This window comes from Mycobacterium pinniadriaticum, assembly GCF_026242045.1.
Taxonomy (GTDB): Bacteria; Actinomycetota; Actinomycetes; order Mycobacteriales; family Mycobacteriaceae; genus Mycobacterium; species Mycobacterium pinniadriaticum.
Window position 1 is genome coordinate 22,244 of sequence record NZ_JAPJDO010000034.1, and the last position, 14,052, is coordinate 36,295.

Consider the following 14,052-nt stretch of genomic DNA (forward strand, 5'->3'; position numbering starts at 1 on the left):
TTAAAAGTCAAGCCGCGAGTTGGAGAGGAGGTGGGAACGCAACGTGTTCGTCGTAGTGCTGGCCAGTCTGGAGGCAGTGATGGAGCTGGCCGAGGAATTTGTTGAAGAGGTGTCGTTGGGCTTGGTGGTTCCAGTCTCCGGCGGTGCGGCGAGCGTTGAAGTGGCGACGGGCGCCCGGGGAGGCGCGCAGCGATGCCAGGGCCCAGATCGGGCCGACGGCGGCCAGTCTCCGGTTTTTGATATGTCGGTGCAGGACAACGATTTTCTTGCCGCTGGCACGGGTGATGGGCGCCGATCCGGCGAAGGCCTTCAGCCCGCGGGCGTCAGTGAAGCGGGCGCGGTCATCGCCGATCTCGGCGAGCACCCGGGCACCGGTCAGCATCCCCAGGCCGGGGAAGCTGGTGATGATTTCGGCGTCCGGGTGTTGCTCAAAATGGGCGATCGCCGCCTCGGCGAGCGCATCGGCAGCACTGCAAGCGGCCTCCAATTGCCCCAGCAGCGCGCTCAGCTGGATGCCCATCGCGTTCTCCACCATCAGCGGCTGGCGCAGGTAGCTGTCGGTGAACACCTCCCGCAGTCGAGCGACGTCGCGGTCGAGATAGCGTTTGCGACCGGCCTTGATCAGCAGTCGGCGCAGCCGTGCCGGAGTCAGCGTGGCCGCTTGCGCCGGGGTCGGTGCGGCGGCCAGGATGGCGCGGGCGTCGGGACGGGTCAACCCGCCCTCGAGGTCGGCAAAGGCCACGATCGCAGCGGGATAGAACTCCTTGAGCAGGTCGCGGACCTGGTTGCCGACCTGCTGGCGCGCCCAGACCGCGTCCTGCTGGGCCCGGGCCAGAACCCGGATGGCCCGGGCGGCTTCGGTGTCGGCGGGCAACGGTCGGTGCGCGTCGGGATCGGTGCGCACGATATTGGCCAGCAACACCGCGTCGGTGGCATCGGATTTGGCCCCCGAGACCGCATATCGGGACCGGTAACGCGAGGCGGCCAGCGGGTTGATCGGATAGATCACCCGGCCGGTTTCACGCAGGGCGGCCACCCACAGGCCGTGGTCGGTTTCGATTCCGACCGGGATCGGATCGGTGGCGCTGTCGCCGGCTTCAGCCAGCAGGGTCAACAACGCAGCGAAGCCGGGCGCATCGTTGCTGACCCGTCCGCGGGCCACCACACGTCCGTCACCGTCGACGACAGCGACGTCGTGATGATCAGTGGCCCAATCGATTCCGCAAAACAGTCCCAAGGTGTCACCACTCCTTCGGTCGATGGTCATGCCGTTACCGGTGGATTCACGCGGCGCCCTAATCGCAGGACTCCAAGGTCCAACATCTCACTAGCCGTCCGTGACTCCAGCACACCGCAGGACTTCGTTCTGTCGAAGAGCTCAAAGCTCGAGAACAACCATCAGGAAGTCAACCCTGCAGCGGGCTCGGGCAACGGAATCCCACCACCATCGAACAGGGTCTGTCGCCAGGCGCGCCGTTCTTTCAGAAGACGTCGTACGCCGGGAGCAATCAGGCATCACCTGGCGACAGCCCCGTCAGGAAACCGGCCCGGCCACTCGGCGGAACCGATCCCTACAAACGATTAGGAGCTTGTCCGTGGAGCAAGAGCTCAAAGCTGAAGACGTTCTCGAAGTCGCTCTGCGACAACGGAACTGGGGCCGCTGGGGAAAAGATGACCAGCTGGGCACTGTCAATTTCATCGACGCCGAGGCGATCGTCCGGGCCGCGTCGCTGGTCCGGCAGGGCAAGGTGATCTCGTGCGCGCTGCCCTACGACGAAAACGGGCCGCAGAGTGGCACCTTCGGGCGGGTCAATCCGATCCACACCATGCTTCAGGACGGTGGGGACGCCGCCACCGGGGCACAGGATCACCTGGACGGTATCCGGTATGCCGACGACGCGATCTACATGCCGCTTCAGTGCGGCACGCAGTGGGATGCGCTGTCGCACATCTTCTATGACGGCACCATGTACAACGGCTTTCGCCAGGAACTGGTCACCAGCCGGGGCACTCCGGTCTGCGGTGTCGAGAACTACGCCGACAAGATCGTGACGCGCGGGGTGTTCCTCGATATACCGGCTCATCGGGGCGTGGACTGGCTCGAGCCCGGCGAGCCAATCGGTGCCGACGAGCTCACGGCATGCGCCGCCCGCGAGGGGGTCGCGCCGCTCCGCGGCGACATCGTCCTCGTTCGGACCGGAGCGATCGCGATGGCACGCGCCAAGGGCGAATGGGGAACCTATGCCGGCGGAGACGCTCCGGGACTCGACCTCAGCGCCGCCGAGTGGCTCTGCGAGCACGAAGTGGCCGGAGTCGCAACCGACACCTGGGGCATGGAGGTCCGCCCGAATCAAACCGCCGAGATCTTCCAGCCGCTTCACGTGGTGTTGCTGGTCAACGCCGGCATGTTGGTCGGTGAGATCTTCGACCTCGAGCGACTGTCCGAAGACTGCGCCGAGGACGGTGTGTACGAGTTCATGTTCGTCGCACCACCGTTGCCGTTCACCGGGGCTGTTGGCTCACCGCTGAATCCGTTGGTGATCAAGTGACGCTGCTACTCAGCGACGCCGACGTGCGTGTCACAGCTGACATGCCCCGGCTCGTCGATGCCGTCGAAACGGTGCTGCGCGAGGAGCACGACGGGCTGATCACCATGCCGCCGCGGGTCAACGTGGCCAGTGACGGCACCGTCCTGCGGTTGATGCCGGCCCATTTGGCGGGTAGCAATCTCATGGGCTACAAGTCATTCCACGGTTCATTGGCCAAGGGCGTCCGGTATCTGATCGTGCTGATGCGCGCGGATGACGGCGATATCCTGGCCTTGGTCGACGCGGCTCTTCTCACCGGACTCCGCACCGGAGCAACCAGTGCAGTCGCGACTCGCCACCTGACTCACCCAGGTTCCGCCGACGTCGCCGTCATCGGCTCCGGCCTGGAGGCGGAGACCAATCTCGCCGGCGTCGCCGCCGTGCGGCCGGTCCAACGGGTGCGCGTGTTCAGTCCGAATCCACAGCGCCGAGCCGCCTTTGCCGGTCGAGCCGGTGCGTCGCTCGGAGTGGAAGCGGTCGCTACGGCGACCGCTCAGGAGGCCGTCACCGGTGCCGACATCGTCATCGTGGCGACCAACACCGGACCGCACGGCCCGGTCGCCTACCGGGGAGCTTGGATCGAGCCCGGTCAGCACATCGTTTCGGTGGGCGCCACCAGCCCGTTCCTCCGCGAACTCGACGAAGAGTGCTTCGACCGCCTCGAGCACGTGGTATTCGATGCATCCCCTACGCAGGTCTTCGAAGAGTCCGGCGACCTGATCGCACTGACCGACGCTTCGCGCAGCAGGCTCGCCGGCGCCAGCGTGCTTTCCGAGGTGGTGGCTCACGGGTTCGACCGCGGTGCCGACGCGGTGACGTTGTTCAAGTCGGTCGGCACCGCGGCGCAGGACCTCGCGGCGGCGAAGGTCGTCTACGACACAGCCGTCCAGCGCGGGATCGGTCGTGAGATCGGTGTGCTCGCTGACGTCAAACAGTTCTGAACGGTCGCCGGGACACCCCAGATGAGAGGAAACAATGGCACTTCCGTACACCCGTGGTGAGGCCCGGGACTGGGCGCGTGAGCGGATGCGTGGGGTGGCGAACACGATGATCGCCTCGTACACCAGCGATCTCAGCGATATCAACGAGCGCGGGATCCGCCACGACGTCAGGCTCGAGATCGAGCAGGGGTTCATGGGCTTCCTGGCGACGGCCGAGACTGCGCTCTCCCCCGACGAGTATGTCCGGTTCGTGTCAACGGCCGTCGACGAAGCCGCCGGCAAGGCGATGGTCATCTACCACGCCAGCTTCGATACGCTCGAGCAGAACATCGCGATGGCGCGCCGCTGCGCCGATGCCGGAGCCGAACTCGCGCTGCTGTCCTATCCGCCGAATTTCTATCCTGGCTCGGAAGCCGATATCGAGGGCTACACCCGGGCGTTCTGCGACACCGTGGACATGGCGGTGATGCTGTTTCCGGTGCCCCTCTGGGGATTCGAACGCATCCATCCAGCCTCGCTGTCGATCGAACTGATGGAGCGATTGGTCGACAGCTGCCCCACCGTAGTGGCGGTCAAGGCCGAGGGTGGCCATCCGGCGATCGGCGGCTTCGTCGAAGCGTGGGAGCGCCTGAACGATCGCGTGGTGGTCAGCGAGCCGATCGAATCGGTCGCCATGGCGCTTGCACAACTGGTTCCGCTGCAGTTCAGTGGCACCTCGAACCAGGAGTACTACGGCGCCGCCGTGCCGAAGATGTTCGACCTCATCCGCAACGACCAGCATGCCGAGGCGATGTCGATCTACTGGCAGATTCATCCCGCCCGGAAGGCCAACGCCAAGCTGACGACCATCGGAGGAATGAACACCGTTCACCGGATGGCATGGAAATACCAAGCCTGGCTGTCTGGTTACAACGGCGGCCCCTTGCGCATGCCGACCGGTCGGCTGCTCTATGACCAGATGACGATGCTGCGCGGCGCCTTGCAGTCCACCGGCCTACCAGTCACCGAGGACTCCGATGACACCTTCTTCGTCGGCCGCAATCCAGCGTGAGTGCGCCGCCCGAATCAATTCACCCGAGAGTTGTTGGGCCAGACCAATATTCCTGTGCGCGAAGACTGTCGACGGTCACCTTCGCGCACGCTTGCAGATGTGCCTCAGCCGAGCTCGCCGCCGCTTCGCCATCACGGGCCTCGAGCAGGTCGAGTATCTGTTCGCGGTACATCGACTCGTTGGCCGCCCAATCCGGTGCACTCGTGTAGAAGTCGTTGGGCAGCGACAGCCACAGATAGCGCAGAGTCAGCAGCAACCGATTGGAGCTGCCCGCTTCATTGATCGTTCGCAGGAAACGATGATTCAGGTCTTGACATTCGGAATCGTCACGGGTGGCCGCTATCTCGGCGTTCAGTCTCCGCAGCTCGGCGAGTTCGGCATCGGACAGTCGGTCGGCGGCCCGCCTGGCGGCCACCGCGAACAACAGACCCACCACTTCGAAATGGTCCTCGATGTCCTCCACCGACAGCTGCACCACGTAGGCCCCCCGCCGCGGGATCGCGACGACGAATCCCTTGGCGGTCAACTCGATCAGTGCCTCCCGAATCGGAAGTCGGCTACTTCCGAGCTCACCAGCGATCTCGTCCTGTTCGATCTTGGCGCCCGGCCTCAGCACTCGCGAGGCGATCGCCTCACGGATGAACTCCACCGCCATGTCCTTGAGGCTCGGGGTATAGCGCGGGTGCGAGCGCCCGGAGCGGTACGTCCCCCCATATGTGGGGGTCGACGTTCTCGGGTAACCGGGTGGTTGTGCCACGCTGCCTCCGCGTCCTCAGGGTCCGCTCGCCGCAGCTGCGGGTCGGCAGCGCAGTGGCAGATTAGATACTGTAGCCAGACGCTACTGCCACCGCCCAGTTCGTGGACGGCTACGCGACCCGAGACGGTCGTGAACCTTCCGAGTGGCGCATCGCGACTTGGTTCGCTCATCACTGCACGTTGCCGGGCATTTCACGGACCCAGACTTCCCGAGAACGCTGCAATCGCGACGAAAACAGTTCGCGGGTGTCGGCCGGCTTCGAAGTATTTCTAGACCGCCGTAGGATTTCTGATAAAGTATTTCATCTATCTCGGTAGTGACGAACACCACGTCCCCGAAGCCTCGATTACCGCTTTCTCAAGGAGGATCTGACCCGGATGAGCGTGACAGCGCACATGACGATCGGCGGCAAGGCGGTCTTCGCCGATGAGACGGTCAGCGTGGCGAACCCGGCCCGTTTGAGTACAGAAGTCGGCAGATATCCCGCAGGCACCGTCGAACATGCCGAGATGGCGGTCGAGGCGGCATCCGCTGCATTTCCACAGTGGCGGTCTACTCCCGTCGAGGAACGGGCAGCGCTGTTGGTCAAAGCCGGAGCGCTGATCGCCGATGCCCGGCCGGAGTGGGTCGAACTGCTGACCGCCGAGAACGGCAAACCCCTTGGCGAGTCGGTGGTCGAGATCGCGATGGGTGGACACGCGATCGTCACCTACGGGTCGCACCCCGAATGGGTTGGCGACCGCGTCGTGGACGACGAGCAGGGCCGCATGGTCGTACGCCGCCAGCCCCTTGGGGTATGCGTCGGGATCGTTCCGTGGAACTCCCCAATGATTCTGTCCAGTCTCAAGATTGGACCGGCATTGCTGGCCGGCAACACCTTGGTGATCAAGGTTCCCGAGTTTGGCCCGCTGACGACGATGCAGGCGCTGGCCGAAATCGCTGCCCTTCTTCCGCCGGGCGTGCTCAATGTCGTATCGGGATTGGGTCCCGAGGTCGGTCGGGCGCTGGTCACTCATCCCAAGGTGCGCAAGGTGGCGTTCACCGGCAGCACCGAGACCGGCCGCCTCATCATGGCCGACGCTGCCGGCCACCTGGCCCGACTCACCTTGGAACTCGGCGGGAATGACGCGGCGGTCCTGCTCGACGATGTCGATCTCTCCGAGGCGACGATTGCCCGTTTGGTCACCGGCACCTTCTTGGACGCCGGCCAGATCTGCATCGACATCAAGCGGCTCTATGTCCACGACAGCCGCTACGACGAGCTGGTCGACAAATTGCGGACAGCGGTCGATCAGCTCGTGGTCGGGGACGGAGCGCGACCCGAGGTGACCATGGGCCCGATCAACAACTCCCGGCAATACGAGAAGGTGACCAAGCTTCTCGCCGAAACGAAGGAGGCGGGGGCCGACTGTTTGCAGCTGGGCACTTATGCCGAGGGCACCGACGTCGACAACGGGTACTTCATGCTCCCCCACCTGGTCCTCAACCCACCGGACGACATGAGCATCGTCGCTAACGAACAGATGTCACCCATCCTGCCGATCATGAAGTTCTCGTCCGACGAGGAAGCGCTCGCACGCGCGAATTCCACCGAGTATGGGTTGGGCGCCTCGGTGTGGTCGGCCGATGAGCAGCGCGCCTTCGCCATCGCCGACCGGATGGAAGCCGGTATGACCTTCATCAACGGACACAGCCTCGGGGCTCTGCACCCAGCCACTCCGGCCGGCGGCACGAAGCAGAGTGGTTGTGGCTACGAAATCTCCGCCGAAGCGGTCGACGGCTACATCCAGCTGCAGTCGATCACGACCAAGACCTACGCCTGAAAGAGGGAATGACGTGCCCATTGAAGCGACGATGACGATCGGTGGCAAACCTGCCACCAGCGATGCCTGGATCGATGTCCGTAATCCCGCGAATCTCACGACGATAGTCGGACGCTACCCCAACGGCACGGCCGCGCACGCGGCGCAGGCTGTTTCTGCGGCATCCGACGCGTTCCCGGCATGGCGGGAGACCCCGGCCACCGAACGCGGCGCACTGCTGATCCAGGCCGCGGGGGTCGCCGGGCAACGTAGCAACGAGCTTGCGCCCGTTCTGACGGCCGAGAACGGCAAGATCCTCATGGAGTCGTTCATCGACTTCGGGATCGCGGCGATGTCGCTGAGTTACTTTGCGCCGCACCCGGAGTGGCTCGACGAGAAAGTGCTCGACGATGAGAATCGCCGGCTGCGCGTGCAGAAGCACCCCTACGGAGTGGTGGTAGCGATCGTGCCGTGGAACTTCCCGGTTGGGCTCGCGTGCGCCAAGATCGGCCCGGCGCTGATGGCCGGCAACACCGTGGTGGTCAAGGTGCCTGAGTTCGCCCCCCTTGCCACGTTGGAAACCCTGGGCGCAATAGCCGCGGTCTTTCCGCCTGGTGTGCTCAACGTCGTATCGGGATTGGGCCCGGAAGTGGGTTCGGCGCTTGTCCGGGACCGGCGGGTGCGCAAGGTCGCGTTCGTGGGCAGTACCGAAACCGGGAAAGCGGTGATGGCCGATGCCGCGTCGCATTTGGCGAATGTCACGCTGGAACTCGGAGGCAACGATGCGGCCCTGGTCCTCGATGACGCCGAGCTCGATGAGCAGGCGATCACGCGGCTGACCAATGGTGCGTTTGCCGCGGCGGGCCAGATCTGCTTCGCCATCAAGCGACTCTTCGTGCACGAATCGCGCTACGACGAGCTCGTAGACAAGCTGCGCGCCGCCCTCACTCGGATGGTCGTCGGCGACGGCACCCGCCCCGATGTGACCATGGGACCGCTGAACAACGAACGCCAGTTCAACAAAGTCAGCGAATTGCTGGCAGCGACAAAGGAAGCCGGCCTGGACGTGGTCGAGTTGGGCTCCTACGCCGAAGGCACCGACCCTGCCAACGGCTACTTCATGCTGCCCCATCTCGTACTGAACCCGCCGGACGACGCGACTGTGGTGAGTTGCGAACAGATGGGCCCCATCTTGCCGATCATGAAGTTCAGCGACGTCGACGAAGCGGTGCGCCGTGCCAACGACAGCCCGTACGGCCTCGCGAGTTCGGTCTGGTCCCGGGACGAGGACAGAGCGTTCGCGGTGGGCTCGCGTCTGGAAGCGGGAGCGACGTTCGTCAATAGCCACAACCTGGGCAGCATGGACGTCGACGGCCCGTTTGGAGGCTACAAAGAGAGTGGCATCGGCCGGGAATTCGGCGGCGAAGCCGGCTTGAACGCATACATGCAGATCAAGACGATCAACAACACGTGTATGGGCATCTGACTCGAACGCCCCGAACGGCGCACCGCCAGCATCGCTGCGGGCACCAGTCCGTCGTCTGCGGCGACGAGGGACCAGGAAGGACCGCGGGCTGATCTGCCCGGGGACGGCCGAATCGCGTCGTGGCCAACGATGCAACTGGTCATCGATCCGGACACGCGCCCGCGAGATCTCGGACGGCCGGGCCGTGCCTGCCCGCTCACGGCCAGGTCCGGTATCGTCCTGGAACGCACGGAACACACGCGTCTGAGTCCTCCGCCAACAAGGTGTCGGACGGAAGGCGTTGGGCAAAGCAGCGGTGCGCAGGCCTTTCGGTCACATCCTCGCTCCCGCCGTCGGCAGCCGATCGGACACCGACGGAACCCGACCGGCAAATCACGCGCATCCGGCGGCTCTTCGGGATAATTTGATCGATGTCGAACAGTCTCACGTCAGCGATCGGAGATCCATGAAGCAGAACCACCGCGAAGTCGTCGTGGAGGAAGTCTCACCGTGGGTCCGTCTGGTCACTCTCAATCTGCCCAAGCTCCGGAACGCGATGACCGAACAGATGACCACGACCTGGCGCGAAGTCATCGCGGCGATCGGCATAGACAAGGATGTTCGATCGGTCGTAGTGACAGGTGCCGGGACCTCCTTCTGTTCGGGCGCCGATCTGTCGTTTCTCGGCCAGGGCGGCGACGACCACCTCACCCCGGATGCATTGCGGGACAAGATGGTGCCGTTCTACGACGCTTGGCTGATGGCGCACCGGCTGCCTGTTCCGGTCATTGCGGCCGTGAACGGGCCGGCCATCGGCGCAGGCCTGTGCCTGGCGCTGTCGTGCGATCTGCGGTACGCAGCCCGGCCCGCGGTGTTCAGCGCACCGTTCAACTCGCTGGGAACCCACGGCGGCATGGGGGTGAACTATCTTCTTCCAGAGGTCGTCGGCAAAGCTCGCGCTCGTGAAATGCTCTACACGGGCCGACTCCTTGATGCCGAAGTGGCGCTCGATTGGGGTCTGGTGAGCGATGTCGTCGATGACGTCGTCGAGCACAGCCTCGAGATCGCGGGCCGCATCGCCGCTGCCGCTCCGATCGCCACGCGGCTTACCAAGGTCGGCCTCGAGCATGCCGGCGACGGTCTGGAGGCGAGCTTGCGCTGGGAAGCGCTGGCACAGCCGGTGACCATGGCGACCGAGGACCTGCAGGAAGGCATCCGCGCGCGACGAGAACATCGCCCAGCACAGTTCAAGGGCCGGTGACTGATTCGATGCATCGAAGCCCTGCTACCGACGACCGGGAACTTTGTGGAGTAAGTTCGACGTTGTGCCAGCATCGAGCGCAGTCCGGACCGATCCCGTGAAACGGCCGCGTCGCACGAACACAACGGCCGCCGAGGTGATGAAGGCGCTGAGCGATCCCACCCGGTGGGAGATCGTCCGGCAGATAGCCGAGACGGACGACCTGCCCTGCGCGACACTGGAGTCAACGCTGCCGCTGTCGAAGCCAACGATCTCCTACCACACCAACATCCTGCTCAAAGCCGGTCTGATAACCGCCCGCAAAGCGGGCCGCAACTTCTTCTATTCCTTGAATCGTGCCGCGCTAGAGGAGGTCGTGAGCGAGGTGCGGGCATTGGCACCCCTGACTCGGCAGGTGCAACAGAGCCGCGGCAACCACTCGTCATCGTCGCGGCGGCGCAGGAACGGTGAGGCGGTACCTGCCCGGCAGGACGACGTTCTGCTCACCTGGTGATCACGTCCTTCAGTGAGTGCGAACCAGGCACAAGCCATCGACGGCGATCGGACCGTCGGCGGTCACGATCAGCGGATTGATGTCGATCGACTCGATCCAGTGCCGTCCTCCCGCAGCGAGGTGCGACGAGGCCACCAAGACTCGTGACAGCGCTTGGCGATCCCAGCGGGTCGAGCCTCGCAAACCCTCGAAAACGCCTGTGTCACTGAACTCTTCGATCAACTCGGCGGCATCATCGGGAGTCATCGGCGCCATGCGGCCTTCGATACGTCCCATGACCTCGACGAAGATCCCGCCCAGACCGAACGCCACGACAGGCCCTAGTTCGCTGTCGCCCTTGAGACCGATGAACGCCTCCCCGTGGCCGGAGACCATCGGCTGTACTGCGACCGTCGCCGGTAGCCTGTGGGAATGCGCGATCGTTCGCAACTCGTCCACCGCTGAAGCCAGCATCCCGATGTCCACACCGATGCGCACTGCTCCGTGCTCTGTTCGGTGAGCGACGTCTGCCAGCTTGACCACGTACGGACCGGCGAAGGACGGCGGTGAGACCGCTGCGTCTACTGATATCAGATGGTATGGCGCGGTAGGAATTCCGGCTGAGGACAGGAGATCCATCGTTGCCCCGAATGGAAGCATCGACCCTTCCGCCACGACGAGCGGCGTCGCCATCGGCCGCTGTAACGCGGGGACTTGCGCAGGCGGCCGTACCCACGATCCCGGGCGAATACGCATGAAGGAACCCATGGCTTTCAGTCCGCGCAGGCAACCGCGCAGACCGTTGCCGACCGCTATGCCCTCATCGCGATACCGCTCCAGCCACGCACCGCCCTGCCCTGCCAGAGGCGCGATCACAAACGGCTTGTCACTGACCGAACCGAATTCGGCGAATTCGATGTCGGCGAAAAGCGGCTCGTTCCATTCGGCGTGCTGACTGCTGAACATCAGCGCGTCGAATTCTGGCGCAGACGAATACTCGGTCAACACTTTGTGCCACAGCCCGTCGATCACACCGGCGAACCCGGTGATGTCGAGCGGATTCGTCACTGCGCCGCCGGGGATCGTCTCCTCGACGAAGGGACACAGCCGCTCGACCTCCGGTACGTCGACGCCCTCGACATCCGCGAGGTCACTGGCCAACTGCGCAAAGCCGCCGGTCGCAGTGAGGATTGCGAGGCCACGCACCGGTGTCCACCGATTGCGGGGCAATTGTTCGAGGAACTGCACTCGGTCGATCAGATCGTCGATGTCCTCCGCGGGCAGGATCCCGGCTTGTTTGAAAGCGACGTCGTAGACCCAGGCATCCCCGGTGAGGGTTCCGGTGTGCGAAGCGGCCATCCGCTGGGTGCGCTCGCTGCGACCGAGCTTGATAGCAACAATCGGCTTGCCGGCCTCCAGACAGCGCCGGGCCGCATCGAAAAATGCGTCCGGGCGCCGGATCTTCTCCACCGCCAAGGCGATAATCCGGGTGTCCTCGTCATCGGCGAAATAGTCCAAGTAGTCGGCTACGTCCGTGACGGCCTCATTGCCTGCCGACACCAGCAGATTGAACCCGACCCCACCGGGGCGCGACGCCGCCGCAGCCATCGCCTCGATCATCGCGCCGCTGTGAGTGGCAGCTGACAAACCTCCTGCGCGGCGCCGGAAGATCGGCAGCATGCTGAGATGCAGGTGATGCCCCACGTTCACCAGACCCACGCCGTTTGGACCTATCACCGGCATGTTGCCCGCACGTGCCGCTTCCACCATCCGCTGCTGAAGGAGAACACCCTCCTGGCCGAGTTCCGAGAAGCCGGCAGCGCAGGCGATCACACCGCCCGCTCCGATCTCGGCAGCCTGCTCCACCGCGTCAACCGTCCGCTCAGCACCCAGCGCGCTGAACACGGCATCGACCGGCCTGCCAATTGATCGCACGTCAGGGTACGTCCGTTGGCCGAAGGCATGGGCTGCCTTGTGATGGACGAAGAAGAACTCGGTATCGCTGTCAAGCGAATACTCGACAGCGTGCGCCCATCGCGACTCGTCGGTGATTCCCACGAAGGCAACCGCTTTCGGATTCAACAGCCGGTCCAGATCAGGACGGGACACCGCAACTGCGGCCGGATCGTCGGGTATCTGATCGATCATCTCAGTTTTTCGCTCCACGATGACTCTTTGCTGCCTTCAATACAATCAGATGCTGAAGCCCACGAGCTTGGTGTCCAGGTACTCCAGAATTCCGTCATGAGCACCTTCACGGCCCTGCCCGCTTTGCTTGACCCCGCCGAAGGGAGCCGCAGCCGAAGTCGGATTGATGTCATTGACTCCCACCATGCCGAAGCGCAATTGCTCGACAACCCGCCACGCGCGGGCGAGGTTCTGGGTGTAGACGTAGCTGGCAAGACCGTACTCGGTGTCATTGGCCATCTGGATAACTTCGTCCTCGTCGTCGAAGACAATCACCGGCGCGATCGGCCCGAAAGTCTCTTCCCGGTAGATGTCCATTTGGTCGGTGACACCCGCCAGGATGGTTGGCGCGAAGAACAATCCACGATCCAGCCCGTCGGCGGTCAGTCGCATCCCACCGGTCTCGATGACCGCACCCTTCTTCACCGCGTCGTCGACCTGCCGTTGCATCCGTTCCATTGCATCAGCATCGATGAGCGGCCCGATGCTGACACCTTCGGTAAAACCACTGCCGGCCTTCATCTTTGCAAGGCGCTCGGTGAGCACCTCGACGAACGCATCTTTGATCGACCGATGCACGAAGATCCGGTTCGGGGAGATGCAGGCCTGTCCGGTGTTGAGGACCTTTACCATCGCAGCACCCTTGGCAGCGTGAACCGGGTCGGCGTCTTCGAACACGATGAAGGGCGCGTGGCCGCCGAGCTCCATCGAGAATCGCTTCATCCGGCTGGCGGCCCCTTGAGCGAGATGCTTTCCAACCGAGGTCGATCCGGTGAATGTCAGCTTGGCCACCGCGGGGTTGCTCACGAACTCCGTGCCGACCGGCTCCGGATCGGCAGTCGTCACCAAGTTGACCACACCCGGTGGTACGCCCGCGGCTTCGAGGATCCGGAAGACTTCGATCGCACAAAGCGGTGTCTGCTCGGCAGGCTTGAGTACCACGGTGCAACCAGCCGCCAGCGCCGGTGCGACCTTGCGCGTGATCATCGAGATCGGATAGTTCCACGGTGTCACCGCACCCACGACGCCGACGGGATGGTGTAGCACCATGAACCGCTGGTCGGCTCGCGCCGATGGGATGGTCTGGCCGTAGACTCGCTTCGCCTCTTCGGCGAACCAGATCAGGAAATCGGCAGCGTACTTGACCTCGATCCCGGCAGCACGGATCGGCTTGCCCTGCTCCTCGGTCATCAATTTTGCGAGCTCATCGGATCGTTCGAGCATCCGACGGTGTGCTTCGAAGAGAACCTCGGCGCGCTGGTATGCGGTGCGCCTCGACCACTCCGGAAACGCACTCGCCGCAGCGGCGATTGCGCCCTGAACGTCGGCGGCGGCCCCGTCGGAGACTTGCGCGAGCATCTCCCCGGTCGCCGGGTTCGTCACGGCAAAAGTCGATTTCGATGTTGCCGCCCGCCATTCCCCGTCGACGAACATCGACTCCACGACAGGTACCGAACTGCTTGTGATTCCTTCGGTCATTGCCCACCAACTTCGCTTGTCTTGTCTGAATGTTTGTGCCGGCTCACCC

General features: G+C 64.1%; 12 protein-coding genes. 8 read left to right on the forward strand and 4 right to left on the reverse strand.

The window, feature by feature from the left end; genetic code table 11:
- Window positions 1-7 precede the first annotated feature (7 nt).
- Window positions 8-1,267, reverse strand: coding sequence for an IS110 family RNA-guided transposase (locus ORI27_RS26095; RefSeq protein WP_265999993.1), 1,260 nt, complete (start codon window positions 1,265-1,267; stop codon window positions 8-10).
- A 328-nt stretch (window positions 1,268-1,595) separates the two neighbouring features.
- Between ORI27_RS26095 and ORI27_RS26100 the strand changes: the two genes are divergently transcribed.
- Genes ORI27_RS26100 through ORI27_RS26110 form a run of 3 tightly spaced genes read left to right on the forward strand, consistent with a single transcriptional unit; the run spans window position 1,596 to window position 4,580 of the window.
- Window positions 1,596-2,549, forward strand: a complete 954-nt coding sequence (locus tag ORI27_RS26100) for a cyclase family protein (RefSeq protein WP_265999994.1) — start codon at window positions 1,596-1,598, stop codon at window positions 2,547-2,549.
- A complete protein-coding gene (locus ORI27_RS26105) occupies window positions 2,546-3,529 on the forward strand; it encodes an ornithine cyclodeaminase family protein (RefSeq protein WP_265999995.1) in 984 nt (327 codons plus the stop codon). The genes ORI27_RS26100 and ORI27_RS26105 overlap by 4 nt, the downstream gene beginning before the upstream one ends.
- Window positions 3,530-3,563: 34 nt before the next feature.
- Window positions 3,564-4,580, forward strand: a complete 1,017-nt coding sequence (locus ORI27_RS26110) for a dihydrodipicolinate synthase family protein (protein ID WP_265999997.1) — start codon at window positions 3,564-3,566, stop codon at window positions 4,578-4,580.
- A gap of 19 nt (window positions 4,581-4,599) precedes the next feature.
- Here ORI27_RS26110 and ORI27_RS26115 read toward each other — a convergent pair whose 3' ends face one another.
- Window positions 4,600-5,235 (reverse strand): GntR family transcriptional regulator, encoded by a 636-nt coding sequence (locus ORI27_RS26115; protein ID WP_265999998.1) that lies wholly within the window; start codon window positions 5,233-5,235, stop codon window positions 4,600-4,602.
- Window positions 5,236-5,714: 479 nt separating this feature from the next.
- On the opposite strand from ORI27_RS26115, the gene ORI27_RS26120 reads away from it, so the two are divergent.
- The 5 genes from ORI27_RS26120 to ORI27_RS26135 all read left to right on the forward strand — a co-directional run bounded on the left by ORI27_RS26120 (window position 5,715) and on the right by ORI27_RS26135 (window position 10,358).
- The gene (locus ORI27_RS26120) at window positions 5,715-7,160 is read left to right on the forward strand and encodes an aldehyde dehydrogenase family protein (protein WP_265999999.1); all 1,446 of its coding nucleotides are present in this window, start codon (window positions 5,715-5,717) and stop codon (window positions 7,158-7,160) included.
- A gap of 13 nt (window positions 7,161-7,173) precedes the next feature.
- Window positions 7,174-8,625: an aldehyde dehydrogenase family protein gene (locus tag ORI27_RS26125; RefSeq protein ID WP_266000000.1), complete on the forward strand. Its 1,452-nt coding sequence runs from the start codon at window positions 7,174-7,176 to the stop codon at window positions 8,623-8,625.
- 129 nt (window positions 8,626-8,754) lie between these two features.
- On the forward strand, window positions 8,755-9,027 hold the full coding sequence (locus ORI27_RS33215; RefSeq protein ID WP_407666432.1) for a 3,4-dihydroxy-2-butanone-4-phosphate synthase: 273 nt from the start codon (window positions 8,755-8,757) through the stop codon (window positions 9,025-9,027).
- A gap of 43 nt (window positions 9,028-9,070) precedes the next feature.
- Entirely contained in the window at window positions 9,071-9,865 is a 795-nt protein-coding gene (locus ORI27_RS26130; RefSeq protein WP_266000001.1) for an enoyl-CoA hydratase/isomerase family protein, read from the forward strand.
- Between the two features lie 97 nt (window positions 9,866-9,962).
- Window positions 9,963-10,358 (forward strand): ArsR/SmtB family transcription factor, encoded by a 396-nt coding sequence (locus tag ORI27_RS26135; RefSeq protein ID WP_266000002.1) that lies wholly within the window; start codon window positions 9,963-9,965, stop codon window positions 10,356-10,358.
- A 9-nt stretch (window positions 10,359-10,367) separates the two neighbouring features.
- On the opposite strand, the gene ORI27_RS26140 is transcribed toward ORI27_RS26135, so the two are convergent.
- Entirely contained in the window at window positions 10,368-12,503 is a 2,136-nt protein-coding gene (locus ORI27_RS26140) for an acetate--CoA ligase family protein (protein ID WP_266000003.1), read from the reverse strand.
- Window positions 12,504-12,530: 27 nt separating this feature from the next.
- On the reverse strand, window positions 12,531-14,003 hold the full coding sequence (locus ORI27_RS26145; protein WP_266000004.1) for an NAD-dependent succinate-semialdehyde dehydrogenase: 1,473 nt from the start codon (window positions 14,001-14,003) through the stop codon (window positions 12,531-12,533).
- Window positions 14,004-14,052 lie beyond the last annotated feature (49 nt).

Excerpts from the sequence above, each read along its gene's own strand:
- ORI27_RS26095 (WP_265999993.1), bottom strand. The coding sequence starts at position 1,267 with ATGACCATCGACCGAAGGAGTGGTGACACCTTGGGACTGTTTTGCGGA.
- ORI27_RS26110 (WP_265999997.1), top strand. The coding sequence starts at position 3,564 with ATGGCACTTCCGTACACCCGTGGTGAGGCCCGGGACTGGGCGCGTGAG.
- ORI27_RS26115 (WP_265999998.1), bottom strand. The coding sequence starts at position 5,235 with ATGGCGGTGGAGTTCATCCGTGAGGCGATCGCCTCGCGAGTGCTGAGG.
- ORI27_RS26120 (WP_265999999.1), top strand. The coding sequence starts at position 5,715 with ATGAGCGTGACAGCGCACATGACGATCGGCGGCAAGGCGGTCTTCGCC.
- ORI27_RS33215 (WP_407666432.1), top strand. The coding sequence starts at position 8,755 with ATGCAACTGGTCATCGATCCGGACACGCGCCCGCGAGATCTCGGACGG.
- ORI27_RS26130 (WP_266000001.1), top strand. The coding sequence starts at position 9,071 with ATGAAGCAGAACCACCGCGAAGTCGTCGTGGAGGAAGTCTCACCGTGG.
- ORI27_RS26145 (WP_266000004.1), bottom strand. The coding sequence starts at position 14,003 with ATGACCGAAGGAATCACAAGCAGTTCGGTACCTGTCGTGGAGTCGATG.